The sequence below is a fragment of the Pseudomonas sp. LBUM1646 genome, from assembly GCF_059716165.1.
This window is the reverse complement of the sequence record NZ_CP166810.1, coordinates 4,394,188-4,411,258: the sequence shown is the minus strand read 5'-3', so window position 1 is coordinate 4,411,258 and position 17,071 is coordinate 4,394,188. Positions and strand designations below refer to the sequence as shown.

14 protein-coding genes are annotated in these 17,071 nt (G+C 58.9%); 4 read left to right on the top strand and 10 right to left on the bottom strand.

The annotated features are described in order from the left end of the window. Positions 1-17 precede the first annotated feature (17 nt). From purB to ACA071_RS20185, 5 genes are all read right to left on the bottom strand, one after another. Positions 18-1,388 (bottom strand): adenylosuccinate lyase, encoded by a 1,371-nt coding sequence (gene purB / locus ACA071_RS20205; protein ID WP_497640786.1) that lies wholly within the window; start codon positions 1,386-1,388, stop codon positions 18-20. 127 nt (positions 1,389-1,515) lie between these two features. Next, positions 1,516-2,139 carry a high frequency lysogenization protein HflD gene (hflD, locus tag ACA071_RS20200; RefSeq protein WP_131062367.1) on the bottom strand — a complete coding sequence of 208 codons (624 nt, stop codon included), beginning with the start codon at positions 2,137-2,139 and terminating at the stop codon, positions 1,516-1,518. Further along, positions 2,136-3,281: a tRNA 2-thiouridine(34) synthase MnmA gene (gene mnmA / locus ACA071_RS20195; RefSeq protein ID WP_497640785.1), complete on the bottom strand. Its 1,146-nt coding sequence runs from the start codon at positions 3,279-3,281 to the stop codon at positions 2,136-2,138. Before mnmA ends, hflD begins: the two co-directional genes overlap by 4 nt. Before the next feature lie 59 nt (positions 3,282-3,340). Further along, complete coding sequence (locus ACA071_RS20190) at positions 3,341-3,787, bottom strand: NUDIX hydrolase (RefSeq protein WP_497640784.1); 447 nt, start codon at positions 3,785-3,787, stop codon at positions 3,341-3,343. A gap of 233 nt (positions 3,788-4,020) precedes the next feature. Beyond that, a complete protein-coding gene (locus ACA071_RS20185) occupies positions 4,021-6,246 on the bottom strand; it encodes an NADP-dependent isocitrate dehydrogenase (protein WP_497640783.1) in 2,226 nt (741 codons plus the stop codon). Positions 6,247-6,739: 493 nt separating this feature from the next. Between ACA071_RS20185 and icd the strand changes: the two genes are divergently transcribed. Beyond that, positions 6,740-7,996: an NADP-dependent isocitrate dehydrogenase gene (gene icd / locus ACA071_RS20180; protein ID WP_010458895.1), complete on the top strand. Its 1,257-nt coding sequence runs from the start codon at positions 6,740-6,742 to the stop codon at positions 7,994-7,996. Between the two features lie 74 nt (positions 7,997-8,070). Here the strand turns inward: icd and ACA071_RS20175 are convergent, their stop codons facing one another. Further along, positions 8,071-8,352 (bottom strand): cold shock domain-containing protein, encoded by a 282-nt coding sequence (locus ACA071_RS20175; protein WP_497640782.1) that lies wholly within the window; start codon positions 8,350-8,352, stop codon positions 8,071-8,073. 225 nt (positions 8,353-8,577) lie between these two features. Here ACA071_RS20175 and clpS point away from each other — a divergent pair, with 225 nt between their 5' ends. Together clpS and clpA are read left to right on the top strand one after the other, a co-directional pair. Continuing rightward, positions 8,578-8,961, top strand: coding sequence for an ATP-dependent Clp protease adapter ClpS (gene clpS / locus ACA071_RS20170; RefSeq protein ID WP_034146919.1), 384 nt, complete (start codon positions 8,578-8,580; stop codon positions 8,959-8,961). A 30-nt stretch (positions 8,962-8,991) separates the two neighbouring features. Beyond that, the gene (gene clpA, locus ACA071_RS20165) at positions 8,992-11,262 is read left to right on the top strand and encodes an ATP-dependent Clp protease ATP-binding subunit ClpA (RefSeq protein ID WP_497640781.1); all 2,271 of its coding nucleotides are present in this window, start codon (positions 8,992-8,994) and stop codon (positions 11,260-11,262) included. A gap of 243 nt (positions 11,263-11,505) precedes the next feature. Here the strand turns inward: clpA and infA are convergent, their stop codons facing one another. From infA to trxB, 4 genes are all read right to left on the bottom strand, one after another. Further along, positions 11,506-11,724: a translation initiation factor IF-1 gene (infA, locus tag ACA071_RS20160; protein WP_002553999.1), complete on the bottom strand. Its 219-nt coding sequence runs from the start codon at positions 11,722-11,724 to the stop codon at positions 11,506-11,508. A gap of 111 nt (positions 11,725-11,835) precedes the next feature. Further along, complete coding sequence (locus ACA071_RS20155; protein ID WP_497640780.1) at positions 11,836-12,543, bottom strand: arginyltransferase; 708 nt, start codon at positions 12,541-12,543, stop codon at positions 11,836-11,838. Between the two features lie 56 nt (positions 12,544-12,599). Continuing rightward, on the bottom strand, positions 12,600-13,280 hold the full coding sequence (gene aat, locus ACA071_RS20150; protein WP_497640779.1) for a leucyl/phenylalanyl-tRNA--protein transferase: 681 nt from the start codon (positions 13,278-13,280) through the stop codon (positions 12,600-12,602). A 64-nt stretch (positions 13,281-13,344) separates the two neighbouring features. Further along, a complete protein-coding gene (gene trxB / locus ACA071_RS20145; RefSeq protein WP_497640778.1) occupies positions 13,345-14,304 on the bottom strand; it encodes a thioredoxin-disulfide reductase in 960 nt (319 codons plus the stop codon). A 306-nt stretch (positions 14,305-14,610) separates the two neighbouring features. On the opposite strand from trxB, the gene ftsK reads away from it, so the two are divergent. Continuing rightward, a complete protein-coding gene (ftsK, locus tag ACA071_RS20140; RefSeq protein ID WP_497640777.1) occupies positions 14,611-17,019 on the top strand; it encodes a DNA translocase FtsK in 2,409 nt (802 codons plus the stop codon). The last annotated feature ends 52 nt before the right edge of the window (positions 17,020-17,071 follow it).

The following is a 17,071-nucleotide window of genomic DNA, read 5'->3' as shown; positions in this document are numbered from 1 at the left end:
AAGGGTCAAGCGGTCGATCAGATGCGTTTGGCTTGCTCTACAGCGTTGCCGATGTAGTTCGCCGGGGTGAGCAATTTCAGCTCGGCCTTGGCCGCGGCTGGCATGTCCAGGCTGTCGATGAAAGTTTGCAGTGCTTCAGGGCTGATGCCCTTGCCACGCGTCAACTCTTTCAGCTTCTCGTACGGATTTTCGATGTTGTAGCGGCGCATGACGGTCTGGATCGGCTCGGCCAGTACTTCCCAGCATGCGTCGAGGTCAGCAGCGATTTTCTGGGCGTTGAGCTCCAGTTTGCTGATGCCTTTGAGGCTCGCTTCGTATGCGATCACGCTGTGGGCGAAGCCGACACCGAGGTTACGCAGCACGGTGGAGTCGGTCAGGTCGCGCTGCCAGCGGGAGATCGGCAGTTTGCTCGCCAGGTGCTGGAACAGTGCGTTGGCGATGCCCAGGTTGCCTTCGGAGTTTTCGAAGTCGATCGGGTTGACCTTGTGCGGCATGGTCGACGAACCGATTTCGCCAGCGATGGTGCGCTGTTTGAAATAACCCAGGGAGATGTAGCCCCAGATGTCGCGGTCGAAGTCGATCAGGATGGTGTTGAAACGCGCAATCGCGTCAAACAGCTCGGCGATGTAGTCGTGCGGTTCGATCTGCGTGGTGTACGGGTTGAAGCCCAGGCCCAGTTCGTCTTCGATGAAGGCGCGGGCGTTTTCTTCCCAGTCGATTTCCGGGTAGGCAGAGATGTGTGCGTTGTAGTTGCCGACAGCGCCATTGATCTTGCCCAGCAGCGGAACGGCAGCGACCTGGGCGATTTGACGCTCCAGACGGTAAACCACGTTCGCCAGCTCTTTGCCCAGGGTGGTCGGCGAAGCCGGTTGACCGTGGGTGCGCGACAGCATTGGCACGTCAGCGAAACGGATCGCCAGTTCGCGGATAGCTTCGGCAGTCTGGCGCATCAGCGGCAGCATCACGTCATCACGGCCTTCGCGCAGCATCAGGGCGTGGGACAGGTTGTTGATGTCCTCGCTGGTGCAGGCAAAGTGGATGAACTCGCTGACCTTGGCCAATTCCGGCAGCTTGGCCGCTTGCTCTTTGAGCAGGTACTCGATGGCTTTGACGTCGTGGTTGGTGGTGCGCTCGATCTCTTTGACACGCTCGGCGTGCTCCAGAGCGAAGTTGTCCGCCAGGGTGTTCAGCATCGCGTTGGCTTCGGCGGAGAACGCCGGCACTTCGCTGATGCCTGGGTGGGCGGCCAGGCGCTGGAGCCAGCGCACTTCAACCAGAACGCGAGCACGGATCAGACCGTATTCGCTGAAAATTGGGCGCAGGGCCTGGGTTTTGCCGGCGTAGCGGCCGTCAACAGGGGAAACCGCAGTGAGCGAAGAAAGCTGCATGGGGTGTTCTCGGACAGTCGGGCAACGAAATGGGGCGCGTATCATACATGAATAAATCCGCCGGTCCGTTGCCAACTGACCGGCGTACTACGCGTTACTGATTACAAAGCGGTGTTGCGGGCGCGGTTCAGCTGCTGCGCATCAGCGGGTAAAGCTCTTTTAGCAACTTGCGACGGCTGATCACCAACTGCCAACGATGACCACCCAACTGCCGCCACAGGCGCGCCGAACGAATCCCGGCCAACAACAGGGCGCGGATCTTCGAGGCGTTGCTCGGTTGCTGCAGGTTGCGCATGTCGCCGTGGACCTGGATCCGTTGGCGCAGGGTGCTCAGGGTGTCCTGGTACAGTGCACCGCAGGCGGCGATCACGTTTTCGTGGGCCGGGCCAAAGTGCTCGACCTGGGATTGAATCTGCGGCAAGCGTTTGCCGATCACATCGAGCATGTCGTCGCGCTTGGCCAGTTGCCGCTCCAGGCCCAGCATCGCCAGGGCGTAACGCAATGGTTCGCGCTGCAGGGTGCTCGGGTCGCGTTCCAGGGCGCCGATCAACGCGCGATAGCCTTCTCGCAGGTTGATGTCGTCGCCGCCGTAGACTTCCAGGGTGTCCTTGGGGTCGCGGATCAGCAGGCTGCCGAGCATGCAGGTCAGGCCCGCCTCGGTGGTCTGGCCGGTCTTGGCGATCTTGTCCACCAGTACGGCAGCGAGAAACACGCCGCCGAGGGCCGTCAGTTGCTCCTGAGTCGGGCTCATTGTTGCTCGCCTTGAGGAGTGCCTTTGCTGGTCCACGGTTCGGCAATTTCGATCACGCCGCCGCCGAGGCAAATTTCACCGTCGTAGAACACCACGGACTGGCCTGGGGTGACCGCGCGTTGCGGATCATCGAAGGTAGCGCGGTAGCCGGTGGCAGTCTTTTCCAGCGTGCACGGCTGGTCGCCTTGGCGATAACGGACCTTGGCGGTCAAGCGGCGCGGTTCGCTCAAATCAATCGGGTTGACCCAATAGATGTCTGAAGCGAGCAGGGCGCGGGAGAACAGGTACGGGTGGTCATTGCCCTGGCCAACGATCAGTTCGTTGTTGACCAGATCCTTGATCAGCACGTACCACGGCTCGTCACTGGCGTCTTTCAAACCGCCGATGCCCAGGCCCTGGCGCTGACCGATGGTGTGGTACATCAAGCCGTGGTGGCGGCCGATGACTTCGCCTTCGGTGGTCTTGATCTCGCCCGGCTGCGCTGGCAGGTATTGCTTGAGGAAATCGCTGAAGCGGCGTTCGCCGATAAAGCAGATCCCGGTGGAATCCTTTTTCTTCGCGGTGGCCAGCTCGTGTTTCTCGGCAATCGCGCGCACTTCGGGTTTTTCCAACTCACCGACCGGGAACAGGGTCTTGGCGATCTGTTCACCGCCCACGGCGTGCAGGAAGTAGCTCTGGTCCTTGTTCGGGTCCAGGCCCTTGAGCAGCTCGGTGCGGCCATCGATGTCGCGGCGGCGCACGTAGTGGCCGGTGGCAATCAGGTCGGCGCCGAGGATCATGGCGTAGTCGAGAAACGCCTTGAACTTGATCTCGCGGTTGCACAGGATGTCCGGGTTCGGCGTGCGGCCGGCCTTGTATTCGGCCAGGAAGTGCTCGAACACGTTGTCCCAGTACTCGGCAGCAAAGTTGGCGGTGTGCAGCTTGATGCCAATCTTGTCGCACACGGCCTGAGCATCCGCCAGGTCGTCCATGGCGGTGCAGTATTCCGTTCCATCGTCTTCTTCCCAGTTCTTCATGAACAGGCCTTCCACCTCATAACCCTGCTCGATCAGCAGGAGAGCGGAAACGGAAGAGTCCACGCCGCCGGACATGCCGACAATGACGCGCTTCTTTTGTATGTCAGAAGGGGCTGGATCACGCATAGGGATTCAATGAGTGTCTTGAAAAAGGACGCGATTCTAACAGGCCGAAGCCCGCAAGGCTAAAGAGAAGGGCGGATCAGTTCGAGACTGAAGCGTTTGCCGTCCAGATAATCATCGATACAGCGGATGATCAGCTCACTGCGCCAGTTTGCGCGCTGTTCGATGAGTTCGCCACGGGTCAGCCATTTGGCGCCGAGGATGCCGTCGTCCAGCTGATAGTCGGGGTGGTGTTTGATCGGTTTGGCGATGAAGCAGACCCGTTGGTAAGTCACGCCGTTGCTCGGGGCGGTGTAGAGGTAAATGCCCACCACGCCGGTTGGCTCGACGTCCCAGCCGGTTTCCTCAAGGGTTTCGCGCACGGCGGCTTCAACCAGGGTTTCGTTCGGGTCGAGGTGGCCGGCGGGCTGGTTGAGTACCGCTCGTCCACCCTTGGATTCTTCGACCATCAGGAAGCGGCCATTGTCTTCGACGATAGTGGCGACGGTGATGTGGGGTAGCCAGGTCATGAAAATACCTCGTGTGGTCTGTAGCAGCTGCCGAGCCTGCGAGGCTGCGTTCGGCTGCGCAGCAGTCGTAAACCCTGTGCCCGCGGTCAGTCTGAAACACCGCAGGGCCTGATTCTACGACGGCTTCGTCGCCGAACACAGCCTCGCAGGCTCGGCAGCTGCTACAAGTGTTGCGCATGACAGAAACACAAACCCCGGCACGGGGCCGGGGTTTGTGATGTTCCCTTACAACCTTAAACCAGCGCGGCGATCGCGGCGTTGAAGGTGTTGCTCGGGCGCATGGCCTTGCTGATCAGTTCGGCATTGGCGTGGTAGTAACCGCCGATGTCCACTGGCTTGCCCTGGACGGCGTTGAGCTCGGCGACGATGGTCGCTTCGTTCTCGGCCAGGGTTTTTGCCAGTTGGCCAAACTGCGCTTGCAGTGCCGTGTCTTCGGACTGGGCAGCCAGGGCTTGAGCCCAGTACAGCGCCAGGTAGAAGTGGCTGCCGCGGTTGTCGATGTTGCCGACTTTGCGCGATGGCGACTTGTTGTTGTCCAGGAACTGGCCGGTGGCCTGGTCCAGGGTCTTGGCCAGCACCAGGGCTTTAGGGTTGTTGTAAGTCACACCCAAATGCTCAAGGGAAGCGGCCAGGGCCAGGAACTCACCCAGGGAATCCCAGCGCAGGAAGTTTTCTTCCAGCAGCTGTTGCACGTGCTTCGGTGCCGAACCGCCAGCGCCGGTTTCGAACAGGCCGCCGCCATTCATCAGCGGTACGATCGACAGCATCTTGGCGCTGGTGCCCAGTTCCATGATCGGGAACAGGTCAGTCAGGTAGTCGCGCAATACGTTGCCGGTCACCGAAATGGTGTCCTTGCCTTCGCGGGTGCGGCCCAGGGTGAACGCCATGGCGTCAACCGGGGACATGATGCGGATGTCCAGGCCGGAAGTGTCGTGATCCTTCAGGTAAGCCTGAACTTTCTCGATCACCACGCCGTCGTGGGCGCGCATTGGGTCCAGCCAGAAGATCGCTGGTGTGGCGCTTGCACGAGCACGGTTGACGGCCAGTTTGACCCAGTCCTGGATCGGCGCGTCTTTGGTCTGGCACATGCGGAAGATGTCGCCGGCTTCAACCGACTGTTCCAGCAGAGTGCGGCCAGCGCCGTCGGAAACCCGAACCACGCCGTTGCTCTTGATTTGGAAAGTCTTGTCGTGGGAGCCGTACTCTTCGGCTTTTTTCGCCATCAGGCCAACGTTTGGCACGCTGCCCATGGTGGTTGGATCGAAAGCGCCGTTGACCTTGCAGTCTTCGATGACCGCCTGGTAGATGGTGGCGTAGCAGCGATCCGGGATCACAGCCTTGGTGTCGTGCAGCTGACCGTCAGTGCCCCACATCTTGCCGGAGTCACGGATCATCGCCGGCATCGAGGCGTCGACGATAACGTCGCTCGGCACGTGCAGGTTGGTGATGCCTTTGTCGGAGTTGACCATGGCCAACGACGGACGAACGGCGTAGACCGCCTGAATGTCCGCTTCGATCTGTGCTTGCTGTTCAGCCGGCAGGGCTTTGATGCGAGCGTACAGGTCGCCGATGCCGTTGTTCAGGTTGAAGCCGATCTGCGCCAGCACGTCAGCGTGCTTGGCCAGTGCGTCTTTATAGAACTCGGCAACGATCTGGCCGAACATGATCGGGTCGGAGACCTTCATCATGGTGGCTTTCAAGTGAACCGACAGCAGCACGCCTTTTTGCTTGGCGTCTTCGATCTCGGCCGCAATGAAGCTGCGCAGGGCGTTTTTGCTCAGTACCGCGCAATCGAGGATCTCACCGGCTTGCACGGTGGTTTTTGCTTTCAGGACGGTGGTGGTGCCGTCTTGAGCGATCAGTTCGATTTTAACGGCGTCAGCGGCGTCGATCAGGGCGGCTTTTTCGCTGCCGTAGAAATCGCCGGTGCTCATGTGCGCGACGTGGGACTTGGAGTCCGCAGCCCAGGCGCCCATTTTGTGCGGGTGCTTGCGCGCATAGTTCTTGACCGACAGCGGGGCACGACGATCGGAGTTGCCTTCGCGCAGGACCGGGTTTACGGCGCTGCCCTTGATCTTGTCGTAACGCGACTTGGCTTCTTTGTCGGCGTCAGTGGTCACGGTTTCCGGGTAGTCCGGCAGGGCGAAGCCCTGGGCTTGCAGCTCTTTGATGGCTGCTTGCAGTTGCGGAACCGAGGCGCTGATGTTCGGCAACTTGATGATGTTGGCTTCAGGCGTAACGGCCAGGTCGCCCAGTTCGGCGAGGTGGTCGGCTACGGCTTTGTCACCCAATTGCTCGGGGAAGCTGGCCAGGATGCGCCCTGCAAGAGAGATATCGCGGGTTTCCACGGCGATATCAGCGGAGGCGGTGAAGGCCTCTACGATAGGCAACAGTGAATAGGTGGCGAGGGCTGGGGCTTCGTCGGTGAAGGTATAGATGATCTTCGAGCGGGTGGGCATATTCGGATTAACTCTCTTCTTTGCTAAAGCATGCGCAGAAAACTCGAGGGGCGCCGGGTAAGCGCGTTCGTTCAAAGTCATCCATGAGCCGAATGTCGAGGTTTCTTCGCGGTGATGTTGGGTGCATCAGTCGAGCGTCAAGCGGGTGGGTTGCGGTAACAACCCGGCTTCAATCTGGCTGAAAGTCTCGTAATAGAGAGCTTGGCCTTTGTGACCCTTCGGTCAGCGGCGGCATTATACATAGGTAGCTGGCAATCTGCCGATGGTTCATATGCAACGATTCTCGTCCATTGGTCTAAAGGTCGCAGGGCAGTGGGCGGCGTAGAGTCTTGCACCGTGCTTGAGTTTGGCGCTTTTCCCTTTGCTTTCAGGCTTGTAGATCGCGAACTGCACAGCTTTGCGGCAGATGGGTGGAACATAGGGTTTGCGCGCCGATTTAACTGGGGTACGCTCGAACGAAGCCAGATGTTCAATCCAAACAATGGAGTTCAGCATGGGATACAAGAAGATTCAGGTTCCAGCAGTCGGCGACAAAATCACCGTCAACGCGGACCATTCTCTCAATGTTCCTAACAACCCGATCATCCCCTTCATTGAAGGCGATGGTATTGGCGTTGATATCAGCCCGGTCATGATCAAGGTTGTCGATGCTGCTGTTAAGAAGGCTTACGGCGGCGAGCGCAAAATTTCCTGGATGGAAGTCTACGCCGGGGAAAAAGCGACTCAGGTTTACGATCAGGACACCTGGCTACCTCAGGAAACCCTGGACGCAGTCAAGGATTACGTGGTTTCCATCAAGGGCCCTCTGACCACTCCGGTCGGCGGCGGCATCCGTTCGCTGAACGTGGCCCTGCGTCAACAACTCGACCTTTATGTCTGCCTGCGCCCTGTGCGCTGGTTCGAAGGCGTGCCTAGCCCGGTCAAGAAGCCCGGCGACGTCGACATGACGATCTTCCGTGAGAACTCGGAAGACATCTACGCCGGTATCGAGTGGAAAGCCGGTTCGCCAGAAGCGACCAAGGTCATCAAGTTCCTTAAAGATGAAATGGGCGTTACCAAGATCCGTTTCGACGAAAACTGCGGTATCGGCATCAAGCCGGTTTCGCTGCAAGGCACCAAGCGTCTGGCGCGCAAGGCACTGCAATATGTGGTCGATAACGATCGCGATTCGCTGACCATCGTGCACAAAGGCAACATCATGAAGTTCACCGAAGGTGCCTTCAAGGAGTGGGCCTACGAAGTGGCGGCTGAAGAGTTCGGCGCGACCCTGCTCGACGGCGGTCCGTGGATGCAGTTCAAGAACCCGAAAACCGGCAAGAACGTTATCGTCAAAGATGCCATCGCCGACGCCATGCTCCAGCAGATCCTGCTGCGCCCGGCCGAGTACGATGTGATCGCGACCCTGAACCTGAACGGCGACTACCTCTCCGACGCCCTGGCGGCGGAAGTGGGCGGTATCGGTATTGCACCGGGCGCCAACCTGTCCGACACCATCGCGATGTTCGAAGCGACCCACGGTACTGCACCGAAGTACGCCGGCAAGGACCAGGTCAATCCGGGTTCCTTGATCCTGTCCGCCGAGATGATGCTGCGTCACATGGGCTGGACCGAAGCGGCTGATCTGATTATCAAGGGCACCAACGGCGCGATTTCCGCCAAGACCGTGACCTATGACTTCCACCGTTTGATGGAAGGCGCGAAACTGCTGTCTTCTTCGGCGTTTGGTGATGCGCTTATCTCGCATATGTAAGTCGCTTATGTAAGCGAGCCGGCATAAAAAAACCGCCTTCGGGCGGTTTTTTCATGACTGGATGACCGGTTTCGTCAGCTCGGCACCGTGTCTGATTGAGTGGCGGGCGCGGCCTGTGCATTCTCAACAGTTGCAAACGTAATCTTCACGGCGTGCAGGCCTTTGGGGCCCTGGACGATCTCGAAGTTTACCGCTTGACCGGCCTTGAGGGTCTTGTATCCGTCCATATCGATGGCCGAAAAGTGGGCAAAGAAGTCGATGTCTTTACCATCCTCGTCCTTGCCTTCTCTGGCTTCGGTGTTGATGAAGCCGAACCCCTTGGCATTGTTGAACCACTTGACCTTGCCGACTGCCATGCTCATATCCCTCTGCAACAGACTCCATCACTGGAGTATCATCCAGTACATCCGCAGTCGAATCTCACAAATAAGATTGACTCCGCGGACCTTTTTTACCCACTGTGGGCTCTATTGGTTGTAACACCGTTTTCCCGATAGTCAAGGTGACCGGGCAGTCGGAGTTGAAATCGTTGATAGCCGCCCCCACCACTGTATTTGCACAACTGACGAACCTTTCTTTCCATGCATGCAATCAGCCAGATTCGACTAACATTCAATCAGGATCGCCCGACTCTCCAGAAAGATCACCCGGAGGAACACGACGACGATTCCGCAGGCATTGCTGTTCAGGAGGCTAAGCCTGCTTTACAGGCGCCGCCGATGTACAAGGTGGTTTTGTTTAATGATGACTACACACCGATGGATTTCGTCGTCGAAGTGCTCGAGGTGTTTTTTAACCTGAATCGCGAGCTGGCGACCAAGGTCATGCTGGCCGTCCACACAGAAGGACGGGCAGTATGTGGAGTGTTTACCCGCGACATCGCCGAGACTAAGGCCATGCAGGTCAACCAGTACGCCAGGGAAAGCCAGCATCCGCTACTCTGTGAAATCGAGAAGGACGGTTAATCGCCGACCACTTGGGTATGAGGTGAAGCTATGTTAAACCGCGAGCTCGAAGTCACCCTCAATTTAGCCTTCAAGGAGGCTCGTTCGAAACGTCATGAATTCATGACCGTCGAACATCTCCTGTTGGCCCTATTGGACAATGAGGCTGCCGCCACCGTTTTGCGTGCCTGCGGCGCAAACCTCGACAAACTCAAGCATGACCTGCAGGAGTTCATCGACTCCACCACGCCGTTGATCCCCGTCCATGACGAGGATCGCGAGACCCAACCCACCCTGGGCTTCCAGCGTGTTCTGCAGCGTGCTGTCTTTCACGTACAGAGCTCGGGCAAACGCGAAGTGACTGGCGCCAACGTGCTGGTCGCCATCTTCAGTGAGCAAGAAAGCCAGGCAGTGTTCCTGCTGAAACAGCAGAGCGTTGCACGCATTGATGTCGTCAACTACATCGCCCATGGCATTTCCAAAGTACCGGGGCACGGCGATCACTCTGAAGGTGAGCAAGATATGCAGGACGACGAGGGCGGTGAGTCTTCTTCTTCAGGCAATCCCCTGGATGCTTATGCCAGCAACCTCAACGAACTCGCGCGCCAGGGTCGAATCGATCCATTGGTAGGCCGTGAGCTGGAAGTCGAGCGTGTCGCGCAGATCCTCGCGCGGCGTCGCAAAAACAATCCGCTGCTGGTGGGCGAGGCAGGCGTGGGTAAAACCGCGATTGCCGAAGGCCTGGCCAAGCGCATTGTCGACAACCAGGTGCCGGATCTGCTGGCCAACAGCGTGGTGTATTCCCTCGACTTGGGCGCCTTGCTGGCCGGGACCAAATACCGCGGTGATTTCGAGAAGCGCTTCAAAGCGTTACTCAATGAACTGAAAAAACGTCCGCAGGCGATCCTGTTCATCGACGAAATCCACACCATCATTGGTGCGGGTGCCGCGTCCGGTGGCGTCATGGATGCCTCGAACCTGCTCAAGCCGTTGCTGTCGTCCGGCGATATCCGCTGCATAGGCTCGACCACGTTCCAGGAGTTCCGCGGGATCTTCGAGAAGGACCGTGCCTTGGCGCGCCGCTTCCAGAAGGTCGATGTGTCGGAGCCGTCGGTAGAAGACACCATCAGCATCCTGCGCGGCCTGAAAGGGCGTTTCGAAGCGCACCACGGCATTGAGTACAGCGATGAAGCCCTGCGTGCGGCAGCTGAACTGGCCTCGCGCTACATCAATGACCGGCATATGCCGGACAAGGCCATCGACGTCATCGACGAAGCGGGTGCCTACCAGCGCCTGCAGCCAATCGAGAAACGCGTGAAACGCATCGAAGTGCCTCAGGTCGAGGACATCGTGGCGAAAATCGCGCGGATTCCGCCTAAGCACGTCAACAGCTCTGATAGAGAGTTGCTGCGTAACCTTGAGCGTGACCTGAAGCTGACGGTATTTGGCCAGGATGCCGCGATTGACTCACTGTCGACCGCAATCAAACTGTCCCGTGCCGGCCTCAAGTCGCCTGACAAGCCAGTCGGTTCGTTCCTGTTCGCCGGGCCTACCGGTGTCGGTAAAACCGAAGCGGCACGTCAGTTGGCCAAGGCGTTGGGCATCGAACTGGTTCGCTTCGACATGTCCGAGTACATGGAGCGCCACACCGTATCGCGTCTGATCGGTGCACCTCCAGGCTATGTCGGGTTCGATCAGGGCGGTCTGCTGACCGAAGCCATCACCAAGCAGCCTCACTGCGTGCTGTTGCTCGATGAAATCGAGAAGGCGCATCCGGAAGTCTTCAACCTGCTGTTGCAGGTCATGGACCACGGTACGCTCACCGATAACAACGGGCGCAAGGCGGATTTCCGTAACGTGATCGTCATCATGACGACCAACGCCGGCGCCGAAACCGCAGCTCGCGCTTCGATCGGTTTCACCCATCAGGACCACTCGTCCGATGCGATGGAAGTGATCAAGAAGAGCTTCACGCCAGAGTTCCGCAACCGTCTGGACACCATTATCCAGTTTGGTCGCCTCAGTCATGAGGTCATCAAAAGCGTGGTGGACAAGTTCCTTACCGAGCTTCAGGCGCAGCTGGAAGACAAGCGCGTGCAGCTGGAAGTGACCGACGCTGCGCGCAGCTGGCTGGCAGCGGGTGGCTACGACTCGGCCATGGGCGCTCGACCAATGGCACGTTTGATCCAGGACAAGATCAAGCGTCCACTGGCCGAAGAGATCCTCTTTGGCGAACTGGCCGACCATGGTGGTGTGGTTCACATCGACCTGAAGGACGGCGAGCTGACCTTCGAGTTCGAGACCACGGCAGAAATGGCCTGACGTTAACCGCAACAAAGCAAAAGGCGCCGAAAGGCGCCTTTTTGCTGTCTGCCTATACGCCGTGCACTCCCGGTGATCGTTCCCACGCTCCCCGTGGGAATGCAGCCCGGGACGCTCGGCGTCCCAAAGGCCGAACGCGTAGCGTCAAACGCGTAGCGTCAGTAGAGGCATTCCCACGCAGAGCGTGGGAACGATCCGCACACAAAAACGCCCGGCATAACCGGGCGTTTTGTATTGACTTGATTAACGAGCGCGGTAAGTGATGCGCCCTTTGCTCAAGTCATAGGGCGTCAGCTCGACGCGCACTTTGTCACCGGTAAGAATACGAATGTAGTTCTTGCGCATCTTGCCGGAAATATGCGCGGTTACGACGTGCCCATTTTCCAACTCCACACGAAACATGGTGTTGGGCAGGGTGTCGACGACAGTGCCTTCCATTTCGAAGCTGTCTTCTTTCGACATGCAGTAAAGCCCTCGGTATCCAATGAATGGCCCGGTGCAACTGCGCCAGGCAAAAGCGGCGTGCATTGTGCCCGAAAAATGGGGTTTACGCCAAGCGGTTTACGGATTGCCTTAGTTCAGGATGACCCAGCGCTGATTAATCAGCAGTTCGATGGGGCGATACTGGGTTTTGTAGTTCATCTTTTTGCAGTTTTTGATCCAGTAGCCAAGGTAGACCGCTTCCAGTCCCAGCCGCTGGGCTTCGGCGATTTGCCAGAGGATGGCGTAGCGTCCAAGGCTGCGATGGTCCTCGGCGGGCTCATAGAAGGTGTAGACCGCCGACAGGCCGTTGGGCAGCAAGTCGGTTACGGCCACGGCCACCAGCCGGCCGTCGAGACGAAATTCGTAGAACCGGGAAAACGGCAGGTCACGCACCAGGAACGTCGAGAACTGATCACGACTTGGCGGGTACATGTCGCCGTCGGCGTGACGCTGTTCGATGTAGCGCTGATAGAGGTCGAAATACTCTTCGCTGAACTTGGGCCTGGCCGGGCGCACCTGCAAGTCAGCATTGCGCTTGAAAATGCGTTTTTGCTGACGGTTGGGCGAAAACTGCGCCACGGGGATGCGCGCCGGTACGCACGCATTGCAATTCTGGCAATGGGGCCGGTAGAGATGATCGCCGCTGCGACGAAAACCCATTTCCGACAGGTCTGCGTAGACATGCACATCCATGGGCTGACTAGGATCGAGAAACAGGGTAGTGGCCTGCTCCTCGGGCAGATAACTGCAAGAGTGGGGCTGAGTGGCATAAAACTTCAAGCGCGCCAACTCGGTCATGATCAACCCTCGGGATAAGCTTTTGAATAAGTGTAAGCCACGCGCGCAAAAGTCGCTCAGCAAACCCAGGTGGCACGGCTGGATTGGTCCAGATGCTGCGCAAGGTAAGTAGCGAATTCGCTACGGGGAATTGCCCGGGCGCCAAGACTGTGCAAATGGTCGGTGGGCATCTGGCAGTCGATCAGCACAAAGCCTGAGTCTTTCAGATGTCGCACCAATGTGGCAAAGCCATATTTGGAGGCGTTGTCGGCACGGCTGAACATCGATTCGCCGAAAAACAGCTGACCCATGGCCAGGCCGTACAGTCCGCCGACCAGCTCGCCCTGGTCCCAGACCTCGACCGAATGGGCGTAACCGCGCCGATGCAGCTCCAGATACGCGTCCTGCATGGCTTCGGTGATCCAGGTGCCGTCAGCGTAATCCCGCGGTGCGGCGCAGGCGCCAATGACTGCGGCAAAATCCTGATCGAAGGTCACTTGATAACGTTGTTGGCGCAGCAACTTGTTCAGGCTGCGGGACACGTGCAGTTCGTCGGGAAACAAAACCGTGCGCGGGTCCGGCGACCACCAAAGAATCGGCTGCCCTTCGGAAAACCACGGAAAACAGCCGTGGCGATAGGCCTGGACCAGCCGGTCGGCGGACAGATCACCGCCCGCCGCCAACAACCCGTTGGGATCGCGCATGGCTTTTTCCAGGGGCGGAAAAGTCAGGGTGTTGCGTTGTAACCAAGTCAGCATGGTATCCGGGCTTGCAGTGGGGGAGGGCGGTGGCGGGCAACTGGTCCCGCCGTGAAATGGAGCGTCAAACCACAGGAATATCGTCGAGGTATTTCTCGGCGTCCAGCGCGGCCATGCAGCCGGCCCCGGCGGATGTTACTGCCTGGCGGTAAACATGATCGGCCACATCGCCGGCGGCGAATACGCCTTCAATCTCGGTGGCGGTGGCGTCGCCTTCGTTGCCGCCCTTGACCAGCAGATAACCGTCCCGCATGGCCAGTTGGCCCTGGAACAGGTCGGTGTTGGGCTTGTGACCGATGGCAATGAACACACCGGCCAGCGGCAATTTGCTGGTTTCGCCGGTAAGGCTGTCGCGCAGGCGGGCGCCGGTGACGCCGCTGGCATCGCCCAGCACCTCGTCGAGATTCTGGTTCCAATGCAGGCGAATATTGCCGTTGGCGGCTTTTTCGAACAACTTGTCCTGAAGGATCTTCTCCGAGCGCAGCTTGTCGCGCCGGTGTACCAAGTGAACTTCCTTGGCGATGTTCGACAGGTACAGCGCTTCCTCAACCGCTGTGTTGCCGCCACCAACCACCGCGACAACTTGATTGCGGTAGAAGAAGCCGTCGCACGTCGCGCAGGCCGAAACCCCTTTGCCGGCAAAGGCTTCTTCCGAGGGCAGCCCCAGGTATTGCGCCGAGGCACCAGTAGCGATTATCAGGGCGTCGCAGGTGTAGGTGCCGCTGTCACCGATGAGTTCGAAAGGGCGCTGCTGCAACTTGGCGGTGTGGATGTGGTCGTAAACGATCTCTGTGTCAAAGCGCTCGGCGTGTTTTTGCATGCGTTCCATCAGCACCGGACCAGTGAGGCCTTCGACATCGCCGGGCCAGTTGTCGACTTCGACGGTGGTGGTGAGCTGGCCACCTGCCTGTATCCCGGTAATGACCACGGGTTTGAGGTTGGCGCGGGCGGCATAAACGGCGGCGCTGTAACCGGCAGGGCCGGAACCCAGAATGATCAGGCGTGAATGCTTAGCTTCGCTCATAAAAACACCTCATAAGCCTTTGTCACAAAAGAGAATGCGTGCTCAAATTGAACCGTGTGTCATGGGCTTTTGGCTATGCTACACCCAAGGGCCGCAAGCATGGCATCGGGCGAACAAACCCGTACAATGCCTGCTTGTAACAGCGCTTGTATTAAAAAAGCAGTGCCCGCCCTGTTTTGAAACACCGGGGTGCAGTGTTAAAAGTAGTCCCAGTTGTACCGGTTAACTTTTTTACCTGCCTGGATTAGGCAGTTTTTATAGTCATTCAACAGATGGACGCGCCATAGGCGCAGGAAAAGTAGCGTTTTGAAGAAATCCACCGCAGCACCTAAACCAGCCGTCGTTCCGCTCTGGCGCCAGCAATTGCACTACCGACTCAAGGAAGGTGCGCTGATCGCCATCGGCGCCTTGTGCCTGTTCCTGATGATGGCCTTGCTGACCTATGGCAAGGACGATCCGGGCTGGAGCCACAACAGCAAGATCGACGATGTGCAGAACTTCGGCGGGCCGGCCGGCTCCTACAGCGCCGATATCCTGTTCATGGTACTGGGTTACTTTGCCTACATCTTCCCGTTATTGCTGGCGATCAAGGCCTACCAGATCTTCCGTCAACGCCACGAACAGTGGCAGTGGAGCGGCTGGCTGTTTTCCTGGCGTCTGATCGGTCTGGTGTTTCTGGTGTTGTCGGGCGCGGCGCTGGCCCACATCCATTTCCATGCGGCGACCGGTCTGCCGGCCGGTGCTGGCGGCGCGTTGGGCGAAAGCCTGGGCGACCTGGCCCGCAATGCCCTGAACATCCAGGGCAGCACCCTGTTGTTCATCGCCTTGTTCCTGTTCGGCCTGACGGTGTTCACCGACCTGTCGTGGTTCAAGGTGATGGACGTCACCGGCAAGATCACCCTCGACCTGTTCGAACTGATCCAGGGCGCCGCCAATCGCTGGTGGGCGGCACGGGTTGAGCGCAAGCAGCTGGTTGCGCAGTTGCGTGAAGTCGACGACCGCGTGCATGACGTGGTCGCCCCGACGGTCACCGACAAACGTGAGCAGGCGAAGGTCAAGGAACGCCTGATCGAGCGCGAGCAGGCCCTGAGCAAGCACATGTCGGACCGCGAGAAGCAGGTGCCGCCAGTGATAGCGCCAGCGCCGCCGAAACCGGCAGCGCCAAGCAAGCGCGTGGAAAAAGAAAAACAGGCGCCATTGTTCGTCGACAGCGCCGTCGAAGGCACCTTGCCGCCGATCTCGATTCTCGACCCGGCCGAGAAGAAGCAACTCAACTATTCCCCGGAGTCACTGGCAGCCGTCGGCCATTTGCTGGAAATCAAGCTGAAGGAATTCGGCGTCGAAGTCTCGGTGGATTCGATTCACCCGGGTCCGGTAATTACCCGTTACGAAATCCAGCCGGCCGCAGGCGTCAAGGTCAGCCGCATCTCCAACTTGGCCAAAGACCTCGCACGTTCCCTGGCCGTGACCAGCGTGCGGGTGGTGGAAGTGATTCCGGGCAAGACCACCGTCGGTATCGAGATTCCTAACGAAGACCGCCAGATCGTGCGCTTCTCCGAAGTGCTGTCGACCCCGGAATACGATAACTTCAAGTCCCCGGTGACCCTGGCCCTGGGCCACGACATCGGCGGCAAACCGGTCATCACCGACCTGGCGAAAATGCCGCACTTGCTGGTGGCCGGTACGACCGGTTCCGGTAAGTCGGTGGGTGTGAACGCGATGATCCTGTCGATCCTGTTCAAGTCTGGCCCGGAAGACGCCAAGCTGATCATGATCGACCCGAAAATGCTTGAACTGTCGATCTACGAAGGCATTCCGCATTTGCTGTGCCCAGTGGTCACCGACATGAAGGACGCTGCCAACGCCCTGCGCTGGAGCGTGGCGGAGATGGAGCGTCGCTACAAACTGATGGCGAAGATGGGCGTGCGTAACCTGTCGGGCTTCAATGCCAAGGTCAAGGAAGCCCAGGACGCCGGTACGCCGTTGACCGATCCGTTGTACAAGCGCGAAAGCATCCACGACGAAGCACCGCTGTTGACCAAGCTGCCGACCATCGTCGTGGTCGTCGACGAATTCGCCGACATGATGATGATCGTCGGCAAGAAGGTTGAAGAACTGATCGCCCGTATCGCCCAGAAGGCTCGTGCCGCCGGTATCCACTTGATCCTCGCGACCCAGCGTCCGTCGGTTGACGTGATCACCGGCCTGATCAAGGCCAACATTCCGACCCGCATGGCGTTCCAGGTGTCGAGCAAGATCGACTCCCGGACCATCATCGACCAGGGCGGCGCTGAACAACTGCTGGGCCACGGTGACATGCTCTACATGCCGCCGGGGACCAGCCTGCCGATCCGGGTTCACGGTGCGTTCGTGTCCGATGACGAAGTTCACCGGGTGGTTGAAGCCTGGAAACTGCGCGGCGCGCCGGAATACAACGACGACATCCTCGCCGGTGTTGAAGAGGCCGGTAGCGGTTTCGACGGCGGCAGTGCTGGTGGCGATGAAGACAGCGAGTCCGACGCGCTTTACGACGAAGCCGTGCAGTTCGTACTGGAAAGCCGTCGCGCGTCCATTTCAGCGGTGCAGCGCAAGCTGAAAATCGGCTACAACCGTGCCGCACGCATGATCGAAGCCATGGAAATGGCCGGGGTCGTGACGTCCATGAACACCAACGGTTCGCGTGAAGTCCTGGCCCCAGGCCCGGTACGCGACTGAGTTGAAGTAAAAAGGGTGGTGCAGTGACGCGCCACCCGAACCCCACGAATAT